The 14,254-nt window shown below is 72.7% G+C and carries 21 protein-coding genes; 11 read left to right on the top strand and 10 right to left on the bottom strand.

Annotated features, from left to right (window positions below):
- Positions 1-4: 4 nt before the first annotated feature.
- Complete coding sequence (locus tag DFJ66_RS08575; RefSeq protein ID WP_121219618.1) at positions 5-403, top strand: DUF6292 family protein; 399 nt, start codon at positions 5-7, stop codon at positions 401-403.
- On the opposite strand, the gene DFJ66_RS08580 is transcribed toward DFJ66_RS08575, so the two are convergent.
- On the bottom strand, positions 400-732 hold the full coding sequence (locus DFJ66_RS08580; RefSeq protein WP_121219623.1) for a hypothetical protein: 333 nt from the start codon (positions 730-732) through the stop codon (positions 400-402). The genes DFJ66_RS08575 and DFJ66_RS08580 overlap by 4 nt on opposite strands.
- A 62-nt stretch (positions 733-794) precedes the next feature.
- Between DFJ66_RS08580 and DFJ66_RS08585 the strand changes: the two genes are divergently transcribed.
- Positions 795-1,010, top strand: a complete 216-nt coding sequence (locus tag DFJ66_RS08585; protein WP_121219625.1) for a DUF2795 domain-containing protein — start codon at positions 795-797, stop codon at positions 1,008-1,010.
- A gap of 24 nt (positions 1,011-1,034) precedes the next feature.
- Here the strand turns inward: DFJ66_RS08585 and DFJ66_RS08590 are convergent, their stop codons facing one another.
- Positions 1,035-1,223 (bottom strand): hypothetical protein, encoded by a 189-nt coding sequence (locus DFJ66_RS08590; RefSeq protein WP_211351029.1) that lies wholly within the window; start codon positions 1,221-1,223, stop codon positions 1,035-1,037.
- Between the two features lie 63 nt (positions 1,224-1,286).
- Entirely contained in the window at positions 1,287-2,681 is a 1,395-nt protein-coding gene (locus tag DFJ66_RS08595; protein ID WP_121219627.1) for an FAD-dependent monooxygenase, read from the bottom strand.
- Between the two features lie 104 nt (positions 2,682-2,785).
- On the opposite strand from DFJ66_RS08595, the gene DFJ66_RS08600 reads away from it, so the two are divergent.
- Positions 2,786-3,337: a TetR/AcrR family transcriptional regulator gene (locus DFJ66_RS08600; protein ID WP_121219629.1), complete on the top strand. Its 552-nt coding sequence runs from the start codon at positions 2,786-2,788 to the stop codon at positions 3,335-3,337.
- Here DFJ66_RS08600 and DFJ66_RS08605 read toward each other — a convergent pair.
- A complete protein-coding gene (locus DFJ66_RS08605) occupies positions 3,334-3,789 on the bottom strand; it encodes a MarR family winged helix-turn-helix transcriptional regulator (protein WP_121219631.1) in 456 nt (151 codons plus the stop codon). The genes DFJ66_RS08600 and DFJ66_RS08605 overlap by 4 nt on opposite strands.
- A gap of 80 nt (positions 3,790-3,869) precedes the next feature.
- Between DFJ66_RS08605 and DFJ66_RS08610 the strand changes: the two genes are divergently transcribed.
- Both DFJ66_RS08610 and DFJ66_RS08615 read left to right on the top strand, forming a co-directional pair.
- The gene (locus DFJ66_RS08610) at positions 3,870-4,310 is read left to right on the top strand and encodes an SgcJ/EcaC family oxidoreductase (protein WP_121219633.1); all 441 of its coding nucleotides are present in this window, start codon (positions 3,870-3,872) and stop codon (positions 4,308-4,310) included.
- A 55-nt stretch (positions 4,311-4,365) separates the two neighbouring features.
- Complete coding sequence (locus DFJ66_RS08615) at positions 4,366-4,785, top strand: nitroreductase family deazaflavin-dependent oxidoreductase (RefSeq protein WP_121219635.1); 420 nt, start codon at positions 4,366-4,368, stop codon at positions 4,783-4,785.
- Positions 4,786-5,503: 718 nt separating this feature from the next.
- On the opposite strand, the gene DFJ66_RS08620 is transcribed toward DFJ66_RS08615, so the two are convergent.
- Positions 5,504-6,451 carry a helix-turn-helix transcriptional regulator gene (locus DFJ66_RS08620; protein WP_246029638.1) on the bottom strand — a complete coding sequence of 316 codons (948 nt, stop codon included), beginning with the start codon at positions 6,449-6,451 and terminating at the stop codon, positions 5,504-5,506.
- A 72-nt stretch (positions 6,452-6,523) separates the two neighbouring features.
- On the opposite strand from DFJ66_RS08620, the gene DFJ66_RS08625 reads away from it, so the two are divergent.
- Together DFJ66_RS08625 and DFJ66_RS08630 are read left to right on the top strand one after the other, a co-directional pair.
- Positions 6,524-7,060: a mycothiol transferase gene (locus tag DFJ66_RS08625; protein ID WP_121219639.1), complete on the top strand. Its 537-nt coding sequence runs from the start codon at positions 6,524-6,526 to the stop codon at positions 7,058-7,060.
- Entirely contained in the window at positions 7,057-7,656 is a 600-nt protein-coding gene (locus DFJ66_RS08630; RefSeq protein WP_121219641.1) for a GNAT family N-acetyltransferase, read from the top strand. Before DFJ66_RS08625 ends, DFJ66_RS08630 begins: the two co-directional genes overlap by 4 nt.
- Positions 7,657-7,659: 3 nt before the next feature.
- Here DFJ66_RS08630 and DFJ66_RS08635 read toward each other — a convergent pair whose 3' ends face one another.
- Together DFJ66_RS08635 and DFJ66_RS08640 are read right to left on the bottom strand one after the other, a co-directional pair.
- Positions 7,660-7,971 carry a hypothetical protein gene (locus tag DFJ66_RS08635; RefSeq protein WP_121219643.1) on the bottom strand — a complete coding sequence of 104 codons (312 nt, stop codon included), beginning with the start codon at positions 7,969-7,971 and terminating at the stop codon, positions 7,660-7,662.
- Positions 7,972-8,024: 53 nt separating this feature from the next.
- Positions 8,025-8,969, bottom strand: a complete 945-nt coding sequence (locus tag DFJ66_RS08640; RefSeq protein ID WP_121219645.1) for a beta-ketoacyl-ACP synthase III — start codon at positions 8,967-8,969, stop codon at positions 8,025-8,027.
- A 69-nt stretch (positions 8,970-9,038) separates the two neighbouring features.
- Between DFJ66_RS08640 and DFJ66_RS08645 the strand changes: the two genes are divergently transcribed.
- Genes DFJ66_RS08645 through DFJ66_RS08655 form a run of 3 tightly spaced genes read left to right on the top strand, consistent with a single transcriptional unit; the run spans position 9,039 to position 11,294 of the window.
- Entirely contained in the window at positions 9,039-9,644 is a 606-nt protein-coding gene (locus DFJ66_RS08645; RefSeq protein ID WP_121230862.1) for a TetR/AcrR family transcriptional regulator, read from the top strand.
- Positions 9,645-9,654: 10 nt separating this feature from the next.
- Entirely contained in the window at positions 9,655-10,503 is an 849-nt protein-coding gene (locus DFJ66_RS08650; RefSeq protein WP_246029639.1) for a helix-turn-helix transcriptional regulator, read from the top strand.
- 44 nt (positions 10,504-10,547) lie between these two features.
- Positions 10,548-11,294 (top strand): glucose 1-dehydrogenase, encoded by a 747-nt coding sequence (locus DFJ66_RS08655; protein WP_121230864.1) that lies wholly within the window; start codon positions 10,548-10,550, stop codon positions 11,292-11,294.
- A gap of 3 nt (positions 11,295-11,297) precedes the next feature.
- On the opposite strand, the gene DFJ66_RS08660 is transcribed toward DFJ66_RS08655, so the two are convergent.
- A complete protein-coding gene (locus DFJ66_RS08660; protein ID WP_121219649.1) occupies positions 11,298-11,987 on the bottom strand; it encodes a universal stress protein in 690 nt (229 codons plus the stop codon).
- 89 nt (positions 11,988-12,076) lie between these two features.
- On the bottom strand, positions 12,077-12,907 hold the full coding sequence (locus tag DFJ66_RS08665; RefSeq protein ID WP_121219651.1) for a TIGR03619 family F420-dependent LLM class oxidoreductase: 831 nt from the start codon (positions 12,905-12,907) through the stop codon (positions 12,077-12,079).
- A gap of 61 nt (positions 12,908-12,968) precedes the next feature.
- On the opposite strand from DFJ66_RS08665, the gene DFJ66_RS08670 reads away from it, so the two are divergent.
- Positions 12,969-13,859: a LysR family transcriptional regulator gene (locus DFJ66_RS08670; protein WP_121219653.1), complete on the top strand. Its 891-nt coding sequence runs from the start codon at positions 12,969-12,971 to the stop codon at positions 13,857-13,859.
- Here DFJ66_RS08670 and DFJ66_RS08675 read toward each other — a convergent pair.
- Complete coding sequence (locus DFJ66_RS08675) at positions 13,823-14,152, bottom strand: DUF3040 domain-containing protein (RefSeq protein WP_121219655.1); 330 nt, start codon at positions 14,150-14,152, stop codon at positions 13,823-13,825. The genes DFJ66_RS08670 and DFJ66_RS08675 overlap by 37 nt on opposite strands.
- Positions 14,153-14,254 lie beyond the last annotated feature (102 nt).

Here is a 14,254-nt window from a genome sequence, read left to right on the forward strand (position 1 = left end):
GGCGATGGCACTGGACTTCGAGGACGCGGCGACCAGCGCGTTGCGCGAGTACGTGCGGCTGGTCACGAAGGCGCTGGGGTTGAGCGGCGAGTGCTCGGTGGTCCAGGCGGAGCGGCCGGCGAGCGCGTACCTGGCGGTGGACGGCCACCTGCCCGGGTTCCCGGAGTGCGACGCGGCGCTGGTGTGGGACGAGCGCCGGGGGTGGGCGGCGGCCGTCGAGTCGGACAGCGGGCAGGATCTGGTGGTGCGGGAACGCCTGGACGGTGACGTCCTGCCGGCACCGGGCGTCGTGGCGTCGTGGGCGAACGAGGTGCTGCGCGGGGAGACCGTGCCGCGGCCCGTCACCGACCTCACCCGGCGACTGCGCACCTCCAGCACGGCGGGCCTGTCGCGCACGGCCTAGTAGGTGCGCCACTCCTCCTGCCAGGCGTGGTGGGTGTCGTAGGCGGTGGCCAGGAGGCGCAGGGTCGCGTCGTCCGCCCCGGACTCCAACTCCTGGCGCAGCATCGCCGCCTTCTCCTCGAACGGGACCGGCGCGTGGTCGTGGTCGGCGGACTCGGACCCCGGGAGCAGCAGCAGGCCCTCGCCCTCGTCGTCACGCACGATCCGCAGCCGGCCACGGCCCTCGGCGTCCTCCAGCAGCGACGACCCGCCCTCGGCCAGCCGCCGCTCGTCCTCGGCCAGCCGGTCGAGCACGAACCGGCGCAGGTCTTCCCTCACGTCGAGATCCATGCCACCGGGGTTGCCCGCCGTGCCGCCGTTTACGCGGGGGTCGTGCGGGTAGTCGGCCGGACATGAGCGACACGACCACCGTCGACCGGCTGCGCACCGCCCTCCGCGACGTCCGGTACCCGGCGGACAAGGCACAGCTGGCCGACCACGCCTCCCGCAACAACGCCGACGAGGACACCGTGCACGTCCTGCGCTCGATCCCCGACGGCGTCGGCCCCTTCGGCTCGTTCGACGAGGTGCTCACCTCGGTGCCGATCGACCAGAGCCGCGAGGGCTAACCGGGCGGCGGGCCGGCCGAAGGGTCAGCTGGTGGGCGGGTCGGCGCGGCGAGCCGGGTCCAGGCCCAGGTCGTCGGACTCCTCCGGGTCGGGCATCTCCGGGTCGCGGAACTGCTCGGCGTGGGTGGGGCCGCCCGCTCGCAGCTGGTCCTCCACCTCGTGCTTCAGCTCGTCGTCCACCAGTGGACCGTGCTGGGTGCTCTCCCGTTCCACGGCACGCCCTCCTCGTCTCGGCATCCACTTCGGACACACCGGGTACCCCGGCCCCGCCGCCAATCACCGACCCACCAGCTCCGCGAGGGCCTGGCGCAGCGCGGCCGGGTCGGTGCCGGCCCAGCCCACGTAGCCGTCCGGGCGGACCAGCACCAGCGGGCCGCCCGTCTGCGGCGCGACCTCGACGTGGTCCTCCCACCCGGTCACGTCGGCGTCACCCAGGAGGACGAACCGCTGTCCGCGCAGCGCCTCGTACAGGCGGCGGCCATCGGCCAGCGGGCGGTCCTCGGCGCGGGTGCCGACGAGGGCGTGCGCGCCGGCGGGCTTGGGGTAGGTGTAGCCGACACCGCTGAGCTGTCCGGTGACCTTGCGGGCGATCGCCGGCACGGACAGCGCCAGGCGGGCCACGACACCCCGGACCGCCCGCCCCACCCGCGACTTGATCATGGCGGCCCGGATGATGCCCCCGCTGCTGCGCAGCACCGACCGGCCCACCGGGTGCCGTTCGGCCTGGTAGGTGTCCAGCAGCCGGTCCGGCGCACCGCGCAGCACGGCGGCGAGCTTCCAGCTCAGGTTGGCCGCGTCCTGCAGGCCGGTGTTCATGCCCTGACCACCCGCCGGCGAGTGGACGTGCGCCGCGTCGCCCGCGAGGAACACACGACCGACCCGGTAGTTCGGGGCCTGCCGCTCGTCGCTGTGGAAGCGGGACAGCCAGCGGGCGTCGTGCATGCCGAAGTCCGTGCCCAGGGCGCGCTGGGTCACCGCGCGGACCTCGTCCAGCGTGAGCGGCTCGTCGTCGCCGCGGGGGTGGCGGCGGTCCCAGGCGAACACGCGGTAGTAGCCGTCGCCGAAGGGCGCGATGAACGCGAACGCGTCCCCCACCCCGTTGACCGCGAGCAGGTCGGCGGGCGGCTCGGTGACCCGGACGTCCGCCAGCATGATCGACTTGAGCACCGACTTGCCCGGGAACGGCTGCCCGATCGCCTGCCGGACCGCACTGCGGTACCCGTCGGCACCGACCACGTACGCGGCCCGGTGGGTCCGGTCGGCGGTGGTGACGGTGACCCCGTCGGCGTCCTGGGCGATGCCGCGCACCTCGGCGTTGTGCACGATCTCGACACCGGCCTTGAGCGCACGTTCCCGCAGCAGCTCCTCGACGTGGTACTGCGGCGTGATCAGCAGGTACGGGAACCGGCTGGGCAACCGACCCAGATCCACCTCCACCCCGCCGAACAGCCGCACCCCGGCCACCGCCGCGCCGGTCGGCAGCAGCCGTTCGGCCAGGTCACGGGCGTCGAACTGCTCCAACGTGCGGGCGTGGACGCCGAAGGCCCGGGACAGGTTGGACACCTTGCCGTCCCGCCGCTCCAGCACCGTCACCCGGACACCGGCCTCCGCCAGGTCCCCCGCGAGCAGCAGCCCGGTCGGCCCGGCCCCGACCACGATCACCTCGGCCATGACGCCCTCCCTCAGGTCAACGCTTGTTTGCCAACGCTTGTTGGCACCAAGGAGAGCACGCCCCGACTCGCCCTGTCAACGCCTGTTGGCCTACACTTGTTGGCATGACCAAGGCGAAGCGCTCGGACACCACGAAGGAGGCGATCCTCGCCGCCGCCCGCGAGCGCTTCGCCGAGGACGGCTACGAGCGCGCGACGATCCGGGCCATCGCGGCGGACGCCGACATCGACCCGTCGATGGTCATGCGCTACTTCGGCAACAAGGAGAAGCTCTTCGCGGCGGCGGCCGAGTTCGACCTGCGCCTACCGGACGTCACGACCATGCCCGAGGCCGAGGTCGGCCACCGCCTGGCCGGGCACGTCATCGACCGGTGGGACGGCGACGAGACCCTGATGGCCCTGCTCCGGGCAGCCGTCACCAACACGACCGCCGTAGAACGGATGCGCGAGATCTTCGCCTCGCAGCTGGGACCGGCGGTCGCGGCGGTCGCGCCCGACGCGATCGGGACACGGGCCGGGTTGGTGGCCACGCAGGTGCTGGGCATCGCCCTGTCCCGGTACGTGCTGCGACTGCCGCCGGTGGTGGAGATGAGCCGGGACGAGCTGGTGGCGTGGGTCGGCCCCACCCTCCAGCGCTACCTGACGGGTACCGCTTAGTCCCCGCGCTTGCGCGCGGCCCGCAGCTCCGCCGTCGCCGCCCGGTAGGCCGGGGTGGCGTGGGCGAAGTAGTCGAAGAGGGTGTCCAACTGCTCCTCGCTGTAGCGGGCGAGGACTTCGGCGATCTTGGCCCGAGCGGGGGTCACGACCTCGTCTATGCGCGCCAAGGCCTCCGGGACGACCTCGACCCGCACCTTGCGTCGGTCGGCCGGGTCGGCGGTCCGCCGCACGTAGCCGGCGCGTTCCAGCCGGTCGATCAGGCGGGTGGTGGCGCCGGTGGTGAGGCCGGTCGCGGTGGCCAGTTCGCCCGAGGTGAGCGGGCCGTCGAGGGAGATCTGGCTCAGGGCGTACCACTCGGTCGCGTGCAGGCCGGCGGCCTCGGCCCCGGCCATCCCGTGCAGCCCCACCGCGTCCAGGTAGGCGCGGAAGACCAGGTGTCGGTCGCTTGCCATGTAACCCTCCCGTGCCTAGTATCTGCACGTGTGCAGAGATTGCACACGTGCAGATACTGCATCAAGTACGAGGAGGAATCATGCCCGACCGCAACGCCGTGCTCACCGTCCTGTCCGACCTGGTCGACGCCTGGAGGCGGCACGACGCCGACGCGTACGGCGAACTGTTCACCGAGGACGCCACCTACGTGACCTTCGTCGGCACGCGCTACCAGGGCCGGACCGAGATCGTGGAGAGCCACCGGACGCTGTTCGAGAAGTTCCTCAAGGGCACCCGATTGGCCGACGAGGTGGTCGACGTCCGCTTCCTGACCCCGGACACGGCGGTGGTGACCGGTCGCGGCGACACCTACAAGGGCACCCCGCCCAAGAAGCTGACCAAGGTCCAGACCTACACCCTCGTGCGCCAGGACGACCGGTGGCGCATCGCGGCCTTCCACAACACCAAGCGCAAGCCGGTGATGGAGGCGATCTCGTTCCGCGCGGCCCCGGCGTTGCGTCCCACCGAGCGGACCGCGTGATCGTCACCCCTATAGTCGTTCGAAAGGAACCGAACTACGAAGGGACGTGACCCGCATGGCCGAGGCACTGGGGGAGTTCAACCAGCGACTGGTCGCCGAGTTCCGCGCCAACGGCGGACGCGTCGGCGGCCGGTTCGAAGGCGCGAACCTGCTGCTGCTCACCACCGTGGGCGCGAAGAGCGGCCAGGAGCGGGTGTCACCGCTGGCCTACACGCGCGACGGCGACCGGTACGTCGTGGCAGGCTCCTACGCGGGCTCGCCCAAGCACCCGGCGTGGTACTTCAACATCCTGGCCAACCCGAAGGTCACCCTGGAGGTGGGCGAGGAGACCTTCGAGGCGACCGCGACCGTCATCGAGGACCGGGCCGAGCGCGACCGGCTGTACGCGGGCATGGTGGCGTACTCGCCGGTGTTCGCGGAGTACGAGAAGAAGACCGAACGGGTGATCCCGGTCGTGGTGTTCGAGCGCGTCTAGACACCGCCGCCCTTTACGGTCCCAGCTTTTTCCGGCGCACGCAGCGCGTGGCTTTGGCTTTTCGGCGCGCGCAGCGCGCTGTGTCGTGGTCCCAACCACAGGTGGAGGGCCTCGGTTCCCCCGCCGTATGGCGTGCCCGAAGGGCTACCACAGATTTGCCGGGGTGCAGCCGAAAGTTTTTGCGAGGAACGAGCAAAAAGTTTTAGCGGCACCCCGGGAAATCTGTGGTTGGCTCCGCCAGGCCATACGGCGGGGGAACCGACGCCCTTCACCCCCCGCTGGCGGCCTGCCGCGCGGCGAGCGCCGCTTTTCATCTTTTGATCTTTCGAGCGCTTCGCGCGTACCAGCGCGAAGCGCGTTCGGCTTGAGAGCGAAGCGTTCCGGTTCAAAGCTCTTAAAAGCGAAAAGCGCCTCGCCGGCGGGCAGGCCACCAAAGATGACTCAACTGCAACGGCGGGGGCTTCTTGCTTTTGTCATCTCCGTATGGCCTGGCGGAGCCTACCACAGATTTCCCCGGGTGCCGCTAAAACTTTTTGCTCGTTCCTCGCAAAAACTTTCGGCTGCACCCGGGGAAATCTGTGGTAGCCCTTCGGGCAGGCCATACGGAGATGACAAAAGCAAGAAGCCCAAGTTGAGTTGTGTCCTTCCGGCGGACTGCCACTCGGCAAGGCGAGCGGACTGCCCGCTTGCCGGCTTCGCCGAGGCTGGGCCGTTGGGGCTAGTCGGGCTCGGCTGCGGCCAGTAGTCGTTGGCCCAGGGTGGTTACGGCGGTGCGGAGTTCTGGGCAGTGCAGGACCTTGAAAGGGGCTGGGACGGCGGCCAGTTGTTCGGCGTACCAGGTCGGGTTGCTGGTGCTGCCGGTCAGGAGTGTGGTTGTGGGGTCGGGCTCGGTCAGGCGGCCCAGGATGCGGGGTACGCACGGGGCTATGCGGGCGAGGGGTGCGTTGATCAGGACCTCTACCTCGTACTCCCAGCCCACGGCCAGGTGGTCCTCGAGTTCGGCTACCGGGTCCAGGCCGACCGGTGGGGTGAAGGGTTCGTCCAGCACGGTCACCGCACGGACGCGGTCTACCCGGTACGCGCGGCGGGTGTCGGAGTGGCGGGAGCGGCACAGGAGGTACCAGCGGCCGTGGCGGACTACCACTGCCCACGGGTCTACGTCGGTAGTCCACTCCGAGCCGGCTTCCGAGCGGTAGTCCAGGCGGACCGCGTGGTGGTCCGCGCAGGCTCGGACCAGGGTTGCCGTGGTGTCGGGGGCCGGGCGGGCGGCGGCGCGGTCCGGGGCCGGTGCGGTTGTGCGGCGGACGGCTTGGGCCTGGGCCGCTACTGGTTCGGGTAGGGCTTTGATGAGCTTGCCCAGTGCGCTGCCGACCGGGTCGGTCGGGTCGCCGGCCTCGTGGTGGCCGTCCAGCACGGCCATGACCAGGGCCAACGCCTCCGTCGAGGTGAGCATCAGCAGCGACGGGCGCAGGCCCCTGCCGACGCGGTAGCCGCCGTAGGGGCCGCGTTCGGACTCGATCGGCACGCCCGCTTCGCGCAGGATGCCGACGTACCGGCGGGCGGCGCGTTCGGACACGCCCAGCTTGTCGGCCAGGCGGTCCGCGGTGATGCCGGGGCTGCCTTGCAGGAGTTCCAGCGCCAGCAAGGCGCGGGCCGTGGGGCTCACGTCGGAGGAGGAAGGCACGAGGTCGCCAATCCGGAAGTGGAACGTCCGGAAAGGAGCCTAACGTCCGGTGCCATGACCGGCGACACCACGATCCACGAGCCGCCGATGAGGGCGGGCGAGGTCGAGATGATGCTCTTCGCGTTGGAGCGCTCGCGTGCCCAGTTCGCCTGGAAGGTCGGCGGGCTGGACGGCGCGGCCCTGCGTCGGCCCCACCCGCCGTCCGCGATGACCCTGGGCGGCCTGCTCAAGCACCTGACCCGGGTCGAGGACCAGCGCACGGACCTGGACCTGCTCGGCCGGCCGATCTCCCCGCCGTGGGACAGCGCGCCGGACGAGGAGTGGGAGTGGATCTCGGCCGCCGACGACGACCCGGGCGAGCTGTACGCGCGGTGGCGGGTGGCGGTCGAGCGGTCGCGGAAGGCGTGGGCCGAGGCGCTGGCCGACGGAGGACTGGATCGGCTCTCCGCGCACACCTACGGCAACGGGGCACGGCCGAACCTGCGGCGTGTGCTGTGCGACCTGCACGACGAGTACGCCCGGCACACCGGTCACGCCGACCTCATGCGGGAGGCGATCGACGGTCTGGTCGGAGAGGACCCGCCGCAGTGAGTGAAGAGTTGGTCGTCGTGTCGGCCAACCAGGCGGCACCTGAGGACGTGGACGCGATCTTCGGTACCACCGACGCCGGTCATTGCCGGTGCCAGCGGTTCAAGGTCGCCGGCTGGATCTGGCGTGACACCACCGAGGACGAGCGGATCGCGCGGCTCTACCAGCAGACCGCGTGCGGCGACCCGGGCGCGCCGGCGACCAGCGGCCTGGTGGCCTACCTGGACGGTGAGCCGGTGGGCTGGGTCGCCGTCGAACCGCGCACGGCCTACCCGAAGCTGCGCGGCACCCGCGTCCCGTGGCTGGGGCGCGCGGAGGACAAGGACGACCCTGGCGTGTGGGCGGTGACGTGTTTCGTGGTGCGCAAGGGGTTCCGGGGGCGGGGTCTGACCTACCCGCTGGCCCGCGCGGCGGTCGAGCACGCGCGGCGGGGCGGGGCCAGGGCGGTCGAGGCATACCCGATGGTCGTCCCGCCCGGCAAGCACATCACGTGGGGCGAGACGCACGTGGGCGTGCGGCAGGTGTTCGAGGAGGCCGGGTTCACCGAGGTCACGCACCCCTTCCCGCGCCGGGTGGTGATGCGGCTGGACTTCCCGTGAGGGTCAGATCCGGGACCAGGCCAGGAAGAACAGCACGACGATCGCGAACACCACGACCACGCCGAGGGTGCCGCCGAGCAGGAGTCCGGTGCCCAGCGCGCCCCGCGGGGACTCCAGCCACACCAGCTTGAGCACGCAGCCGAGCAGGATCGCCCCGACCGCCACGCCGATGAACGCGTACGCGTACTCGCCGCCCTTCCAGCCCCACGAGCCGAAGGTGTCCGACGAGTACGCGAGGAACAAGCCCACCAGCAGCGCGCACGGCAGCAGGAACCCGCCCAGTCCCCACAGCCGGCGCTGGTCGATCTCGGTCATGACCGCGAGTCTGCTCATGCGCCCGTGACGAGCGCATGAGCAGTTCTACGCGATCACGGGGCCGTGACGACCTGACCGGCCCACGACAGGCCGCCGCCGAACGCGAACAGCAGCACGGGAGCGCCCGAGGGCAGGTCGCCCCGGTCGACCAGCTTGGACAGCGCGAGTGGCACCGACGCGGCGGAGGTGTTGCCCGACTCCACGACGTCCTGGGCCACCACGACCTGCTCGGGCAGGTCCAACTGCCGCGCGATGGCCTCGATGATCCGCAGGTTGGCCTGGTGGGTCACGATCCCGGCCAGGTCCGCCGGGGCGAGACCCGCCGCCTCGCACGCCTGCCGCACGACGGCGGGCAGTTCGCCGGTGGCCCACCGGAACACCGCCTGCCCCTCCTGGGCGAACCTGGGCCGCCACTCGTCGACCAGGCGCACGGCGTCCCCCCGCGTCGGGTCCGAACCCCAGGTGACCGGCCCGATCCCGGCCTGTTCGGACGCGCTGAGCACGGCCGCGCCGGCGCCGTCGCCGAGCAGGACGCACGTGCTGCGGTCGGTCCAGTCGGTGACGTCGGACATCTTCTCCGCGCCGATCACCAGGGCGTGCCGGGCGGCGCCCGCGCGCAGCGAGTGGTCGGCGACGGCCAGGGCCGTGCAGAACCCGGCGCAGCCGTTGTTCAGGTCGAACGCCACCGCCGCCGGGATGCCCAGCCGGGCCGCGACCTGGGCGGCGATGGACGGGCAGCGGTCGATCGCCGAGCAGGTCGCGACCGTGACCAGGCCGATGTCGGCCGGTTCCAGGCCCGCGCCGGCCACGGCCTTGGCCGCCGCGGCGGCGGCGAGGTCGGTGACCGACTCGTCGGGCGCGGCGATGCGGCGGGTGGCGATGCCGGTGCGGCGGCGGATCCACTCGTCGTTGGTGTCGACCATCGTCGCCAGGTCGTCGTTGGTCAGGACGCGGGCGGGCTGGTGGTGCCCCAGGGCGGCGATCCGGCTTCCCGGCACGGTGGTTCTCCTCGGCTCGAAGGTGGCGCGAATATAGCAACCGATCGGTCGGAAGCTAAGATGGTCGACATGAGTCCGCGCAAGTCCGCCGTCGAAGCCCGCGGCACCCGGGACCGCATCGTGGCGCGCGGGATGGCGCTCGCCTCCGTCGACGGCCTGGAGGGGTTGACCATCGGGCGGTTGGCCGCCGACCTCGGCATGAGCAAGGCCGGGGTGCTGGGCCACTTCGGCACCAAGCAGGCGTTGCAGCTCGCCGCGCTGCGGACGGCCTCGGAGGTGTTCACGCGGACGGTGTGGCGGCCGGTCGAGCACCTCGAACCGGGGCTGACCCGGCTGCGGGCGCTGTTCGGGACGTGGGCGGACTACCTGGAGACCGAGCGGGACAGCTTCCCCGGCGGGTGCCTGTTCACCACGGCCTCGATCGAGTTCGACGCGCGCGGCGGCCCCGTGCGCGACTTCGTCGCCCGCCTGTTCACCGCGTGGCGGCGGCGCCTGGCGGGCGAGGTCCGCACCGCCGTCGCGCACGGCGACCTGCCCGCGGACACCGACCCCGAGCAGGTCGCGTTCGAGGTCTTCGGCGTGTTCTTCGCGCTGAACCAGGAGATCCACCTGTTCGGCGCCGCCGACGCCGTCGCCCGCACCCGCCGCGCCCTGGACCGCGTCCTGGCCGGCTAACGTGGACGCCGTGGCCACCGGATCGACGACCGCACGGCGTCACCAGCTCCGCGACTTCCTGCGCGCCCGGCGGGCGCGGATCACGCCCGAGGACGTCGGCATGCCCGCGGCGGGACGGCGGCGCACGCCGGGGTTGCGGCGCGAGGAGGTCGCCGTGCTCGCCGGGGTCGGGGTGTCCTGGTACACGTGGCTGGAGCAGGGCCGCGACATCCGCGTCTCGGGCGAGGTCCTCGACGCCGTCGCCCGCGCGCTGCGGCTGAGCGACACCGAGCGGGCGCACCTGTACGTGCTGGCCGGCCTGAACCCGCCGCGCCCGGTGGGCCGGGACCGCGAGGTCACCCCGCAGCTGCGCCGGCTGGTGGACGCGTGGTCGCCCAACCCCGCCATCCTGCGCGACCGGTACCACAACCTGCTCGCGATCAACGACGGCACGCGGACCGTGCTCGGCTACGACGACACCGACCACAACTGCCTGATCTCCTTCTTCACCCACGTCCGCTACCGCGAACCCCACGAGCACTGGGCGTCCGTGGCGCCCGTGGTCGTGGCCTCGTTCCGCGCGGCGGCGGCGCACGCCCCCGACGACCCGGAGTTCCAGCGGCTGGTCGCCGAGCTGACCGACCTGAGCCCGGAGTTCGCCCGGCTGTGGGCGCGGCACGACGTGGGCGTGCCCGAGCAGGCGGTGAAGGCCGTGCACCACCCCGAGGTCGGCGAGCTGCTGTTCGACCTGACCACGCTGACCGTCACCGACCACCCGGACTGGTACCTGGAGCTGTACCACCCGAGGCCGGGCACGCCGACCGCCGAGCTGGTCGAGCGGCTGTCCTTGCCCAGGGTGGTGGTGGCACACCCAGGTTAGGTGCGCACTGCCTGGACGTGTTCCCGATGGCCAGGCTGGTGGTCATGAACAACCGATTCGACGGCAAGACCGCTCTCGTGACCGGCGGCACCAGCGGCATGGGCCTGGCGGTCGCCCGCCGCCTAGTCGCCGAGGGTGCGCGGGTCGTGATCACCGGCCGCGACAAGGCCCGCCTGGACGCCGCCCTCGAGCCCGGCGTGCACGGCGTGGCCGGGGACGTGTCCTCCCTGGCCGACCTGGACGCGCTGGTGGACGAGGTGCGCTCCCGCTTCGGCCGGCTGGACGTCGTGTTCGCCAACGCGGGCGTCGGCTCGTTCCAGCCCGCGGCCGAGGTGACGGAGGCGGAGTTCGACCGGGTGGTGGGCGTGAACTTCAAGGGCGTCTACTTCACCGTCGTCAAGACCCTGCCGCTGCTGGTGGACGGGGGCGCGGTGGTGATCAACGCGTCGTGGACGCTGCACCGGGGCATGGCGGGGGCGTCTCTTTATGCCGCGACCAAGGCCGCCGTGCACAACCTGTCGCGGACGTTGGCGGCCGAGCTGGCGCCGAGGCGGATCCGGGTGAACTCGGTGAGCCCCGGGTACATCGAGACGCGGATGTACCACGAGAACGTGTCGCCGGACCTGCACGACAGCGTGGTCGCCGGGGTGGCGGCCGGGCGGCTGGGGACGTCGGAGGAGGTGGCGGCGGCGGTCGCCTTCCTCGCGTCGGACGAGGGCGCGTACGTCAACGGGCAGGACTTGGTGGTCGACGGCGGTGTCGTCGCGACCGTGGCGGGACCGATGGCCTGAGCGTCAGGCGAGCAGGACCGGGCAGGCCGAGTGGTAGAAGGCGGTCTTCGCCACCCGGCCCACGGTGCCGCCGTAGCCGCGGCCGATGATCAGCAGGTCCGTGTCGGGCGCCCCGAAGGCCTCGTGGGGTGCTCGCCGGTCGAGCAGGGTCGTCGGCTCCACGTCCGGGGCGATCGCGCGCAGGTACTTGGTCGCGTGCCGCAGCGGGGTGTCGTCCGGCTCGCCCACCTCGGCCACCCCGCCGAAGTGCAGGTGCAGGTGCAGCAGGCGCAGGCGGGCCGAGCGGGCGCGGCAGGTCTCGGCGGCGGCGCGGAGCACGGCCCGGTCGGAGACGCCGCCGACCGCCGCCGTCACCACGCCGGTGCGCAGCCGGGGCAGGCCCCGGACGACCACCAGGCGGCGTTCGGGGTTCTCGGCGGCGGAGGCCAGCCCGTGGAACGGCTCACCGCGCGAGCCGACCACGAGCGTGTCGCACTCCAGGGCGCGCAGCTCGTCCGGGCCGCCGGGGACGAACCGGCCGACCGTCCGCGTCCGGCCGACCACGACCAGTTCCGCCCGGGTGGCGGCGGCGTGCTCGACCGCCCAGTCCAGCGCGCGCTTGGCCGCCTCGGAACCGTCCGAGCCGACCGCGATCGTCCGGCGGGCGCCGAACCGGGGAAGGGCCTCGACGGATTCTGCGACGACTCTCGACATGGCTCGCCTCGCGCGCGTGGAGGTTGGGGTATGCGGAAACTCTGCCCCTCTTCGTCCCCGAATGCCAGGGCCGGCCACCCTTTCGGGTGTCAACCCGCGTGGCGCTCCAGGAACCTCGCCACGTCGTCGACGTCCTCCAGCGGCAACGGGTAGAGCGCCAACCGGTCCACCCCCGACTCCGCGTAGCGGTCGCGGTCGGCGGGGGTGACCTCGACGGGGTCGATCTGGACGAAGTTGACCTCCAACCGGCCCAGGTGGGCCGGCCGTTCGACCTCCTCGGCCGCGCGGGCCAGGCCGCGCAGGTGGGCGGCCAGGTCGTCCGGGCCGCCGCCGACGCCGAGCCAGCCGTGCCCGCGCGCCACCGCCCGGCGGAACGCGGCCCGGCTGTGCCCGCCCACCACGATCCGGGGACCGCGCACCGGTCTCGGGTGCGCGTCGAGGTTCCGGAAGTCCACGTGCCTGCCCGCGAAGGACACCGGCGCCGGGTCGGTCCACAGCGCGCGCATGGCGTCGATGTAGTCGTCGGTGCGCCCGCCGCGCTCGGACATCGGCACGCCCAGCGCCGCCAGTTCCGGCTCCAGGTAGCCCGCGCCGACCCCGAGCAGCAGCCGCCCGCCGGACAGCACGTCCAGGCTCGCCGCCTGCTTGGCCAGCAGCAGCGGGTGGCGCTGCGGCAGCACGAGCACCCCGGTGCCCAGCTCCAGCCGCTCGGTCACCGCGGCGACGTGCGCCAGGTGCACCAGCGGGTCGAGGATCGGGTCCTCGGGATCCATCGGGGACGGGGCGACGCGCGGGCTGGGCAGGACGACGTGTTCCCCGCACCACCAGGACCGGTAGCCCAGGTCCTCGGCCAGCCGGGCGAGGCGGGTGGTGTGCGGGATGGCCGCTTTGGCGTTGAGTCCGAAGACACCGAGTTCCACGGGACGATCTTCGACCGCGCCGGCCCGCCGCGTCCAAGAGCGGCGGCTATAGCCTGAGGGCATGGGTGTGCACCTGCGCGACCTCCGGTACTTCCTCACCGTCGCCGAGGAGCGCAGCTTCACCCGCGCCGCCGGTCGGCTGTTCGTCGCGCAGCCGACGCTGAGCAAGCAGGTCCGGCGCCTGGAGGCGGAGCTGCGGACGCCGCTGTTCGAGCGGGACCGGCACGGCGTGTCGCTGACGCCGGCCGGCGAGGCCCTGCTGCCCCACGCCCGCGCGCTGCTGGGCCGGTGGGACGACGCCCGGCACGACGTGGCCGGTGCCGCGCGCACGCTCACGGTCGGGTTCCACACGCGCATCGGCCGCGGCCTGGTGCCCTCGGTGACCGCGCGGATGGAGGGGTGGCGGCTGCGGTTCCGGCAGGTGTCGTGGGGCGACCCGACCGCCGGGCTCGCGGACGGCGTGGACGTGGCGCTGGCGTGGCTGCCGGTGCCCGACGACGGCCGGTTCGCGTGGAAGGTCGTCAGCACCGAGGACCGCTGGGTCGCGCTGCCCGCGGGTCACCCGCTGGCCGACCGGACCGCGGTCGGGTTCGCCGACCTGGCGGACGAGCCGTTCGTCGCGCACCCCGCGTCGGCCGGGGCGCTGCGGTCGTTCTGGCTGGCCGAGGACCACCGGACGACGCCCGCCCGGGTGGCCGCCGAGGCCGGGAGCGCCGACGAACTGCTCGAACTGGTCGCCGCGGGGGTGGGCGTGGCGCTGCTGCCCGCGGAGAACACGGACGTGTCACCGGGCTTCGACGTGGTGTGCCGCCCGGTCGACGGCCTGACGCCCGGCCGCCTGGCCGTGGTGTGGCGGGCCGACGACCGGCGTGCGGTGGTGCGCGAGTTCGCCGAGTCGTGCGCGCGGTGCCTGTGCTACCCGACCGACGGGGTCCGGTCGACGACCGTGTAGGGGTCGGGGCGGCGGCCGGCGCGGACGGCGTCGACGACCAGCAACACCGGGAACACCGCCGTCAGGGCCGCGCCGAGCACGACCAGGGCGGCCGAGCCGGTCGTGACGCCGAAGACGACCACGGTCAGGCCCAGCAGGTAGACGACGGTGAGGCCCACGGCGATGCCCAGCCGGCCGGACAGACGCGGACCGCGGCGCATGCGGGCCAGGCGGTTGGCCAGGCGCGGGTCCTCGCCGGCGAGGTTGCGCTCGATCTCCTCCAGTGCGCGTTTCTCACGGTCCCTCAAGCCCATGACCAGCCACCTCCGCGCGCGGGGTCCCGACCCGTCCAGTATCACCCGAAGAGCCACCCTGTGCGCCAGGGTGGAATTGCTCTTGTTCGGGCCGGGAGTACC

The organism is Saccharothrix variisporea, from assembly GCF_003634995.1.
Classification (GTDB): domain Bacteria; phylum Actinomycetota; class Actinomycetes; order Mycobacteriales; family Pseudonocardiaceae; genus Actinosynnema; species Actinosynnema variisporeum.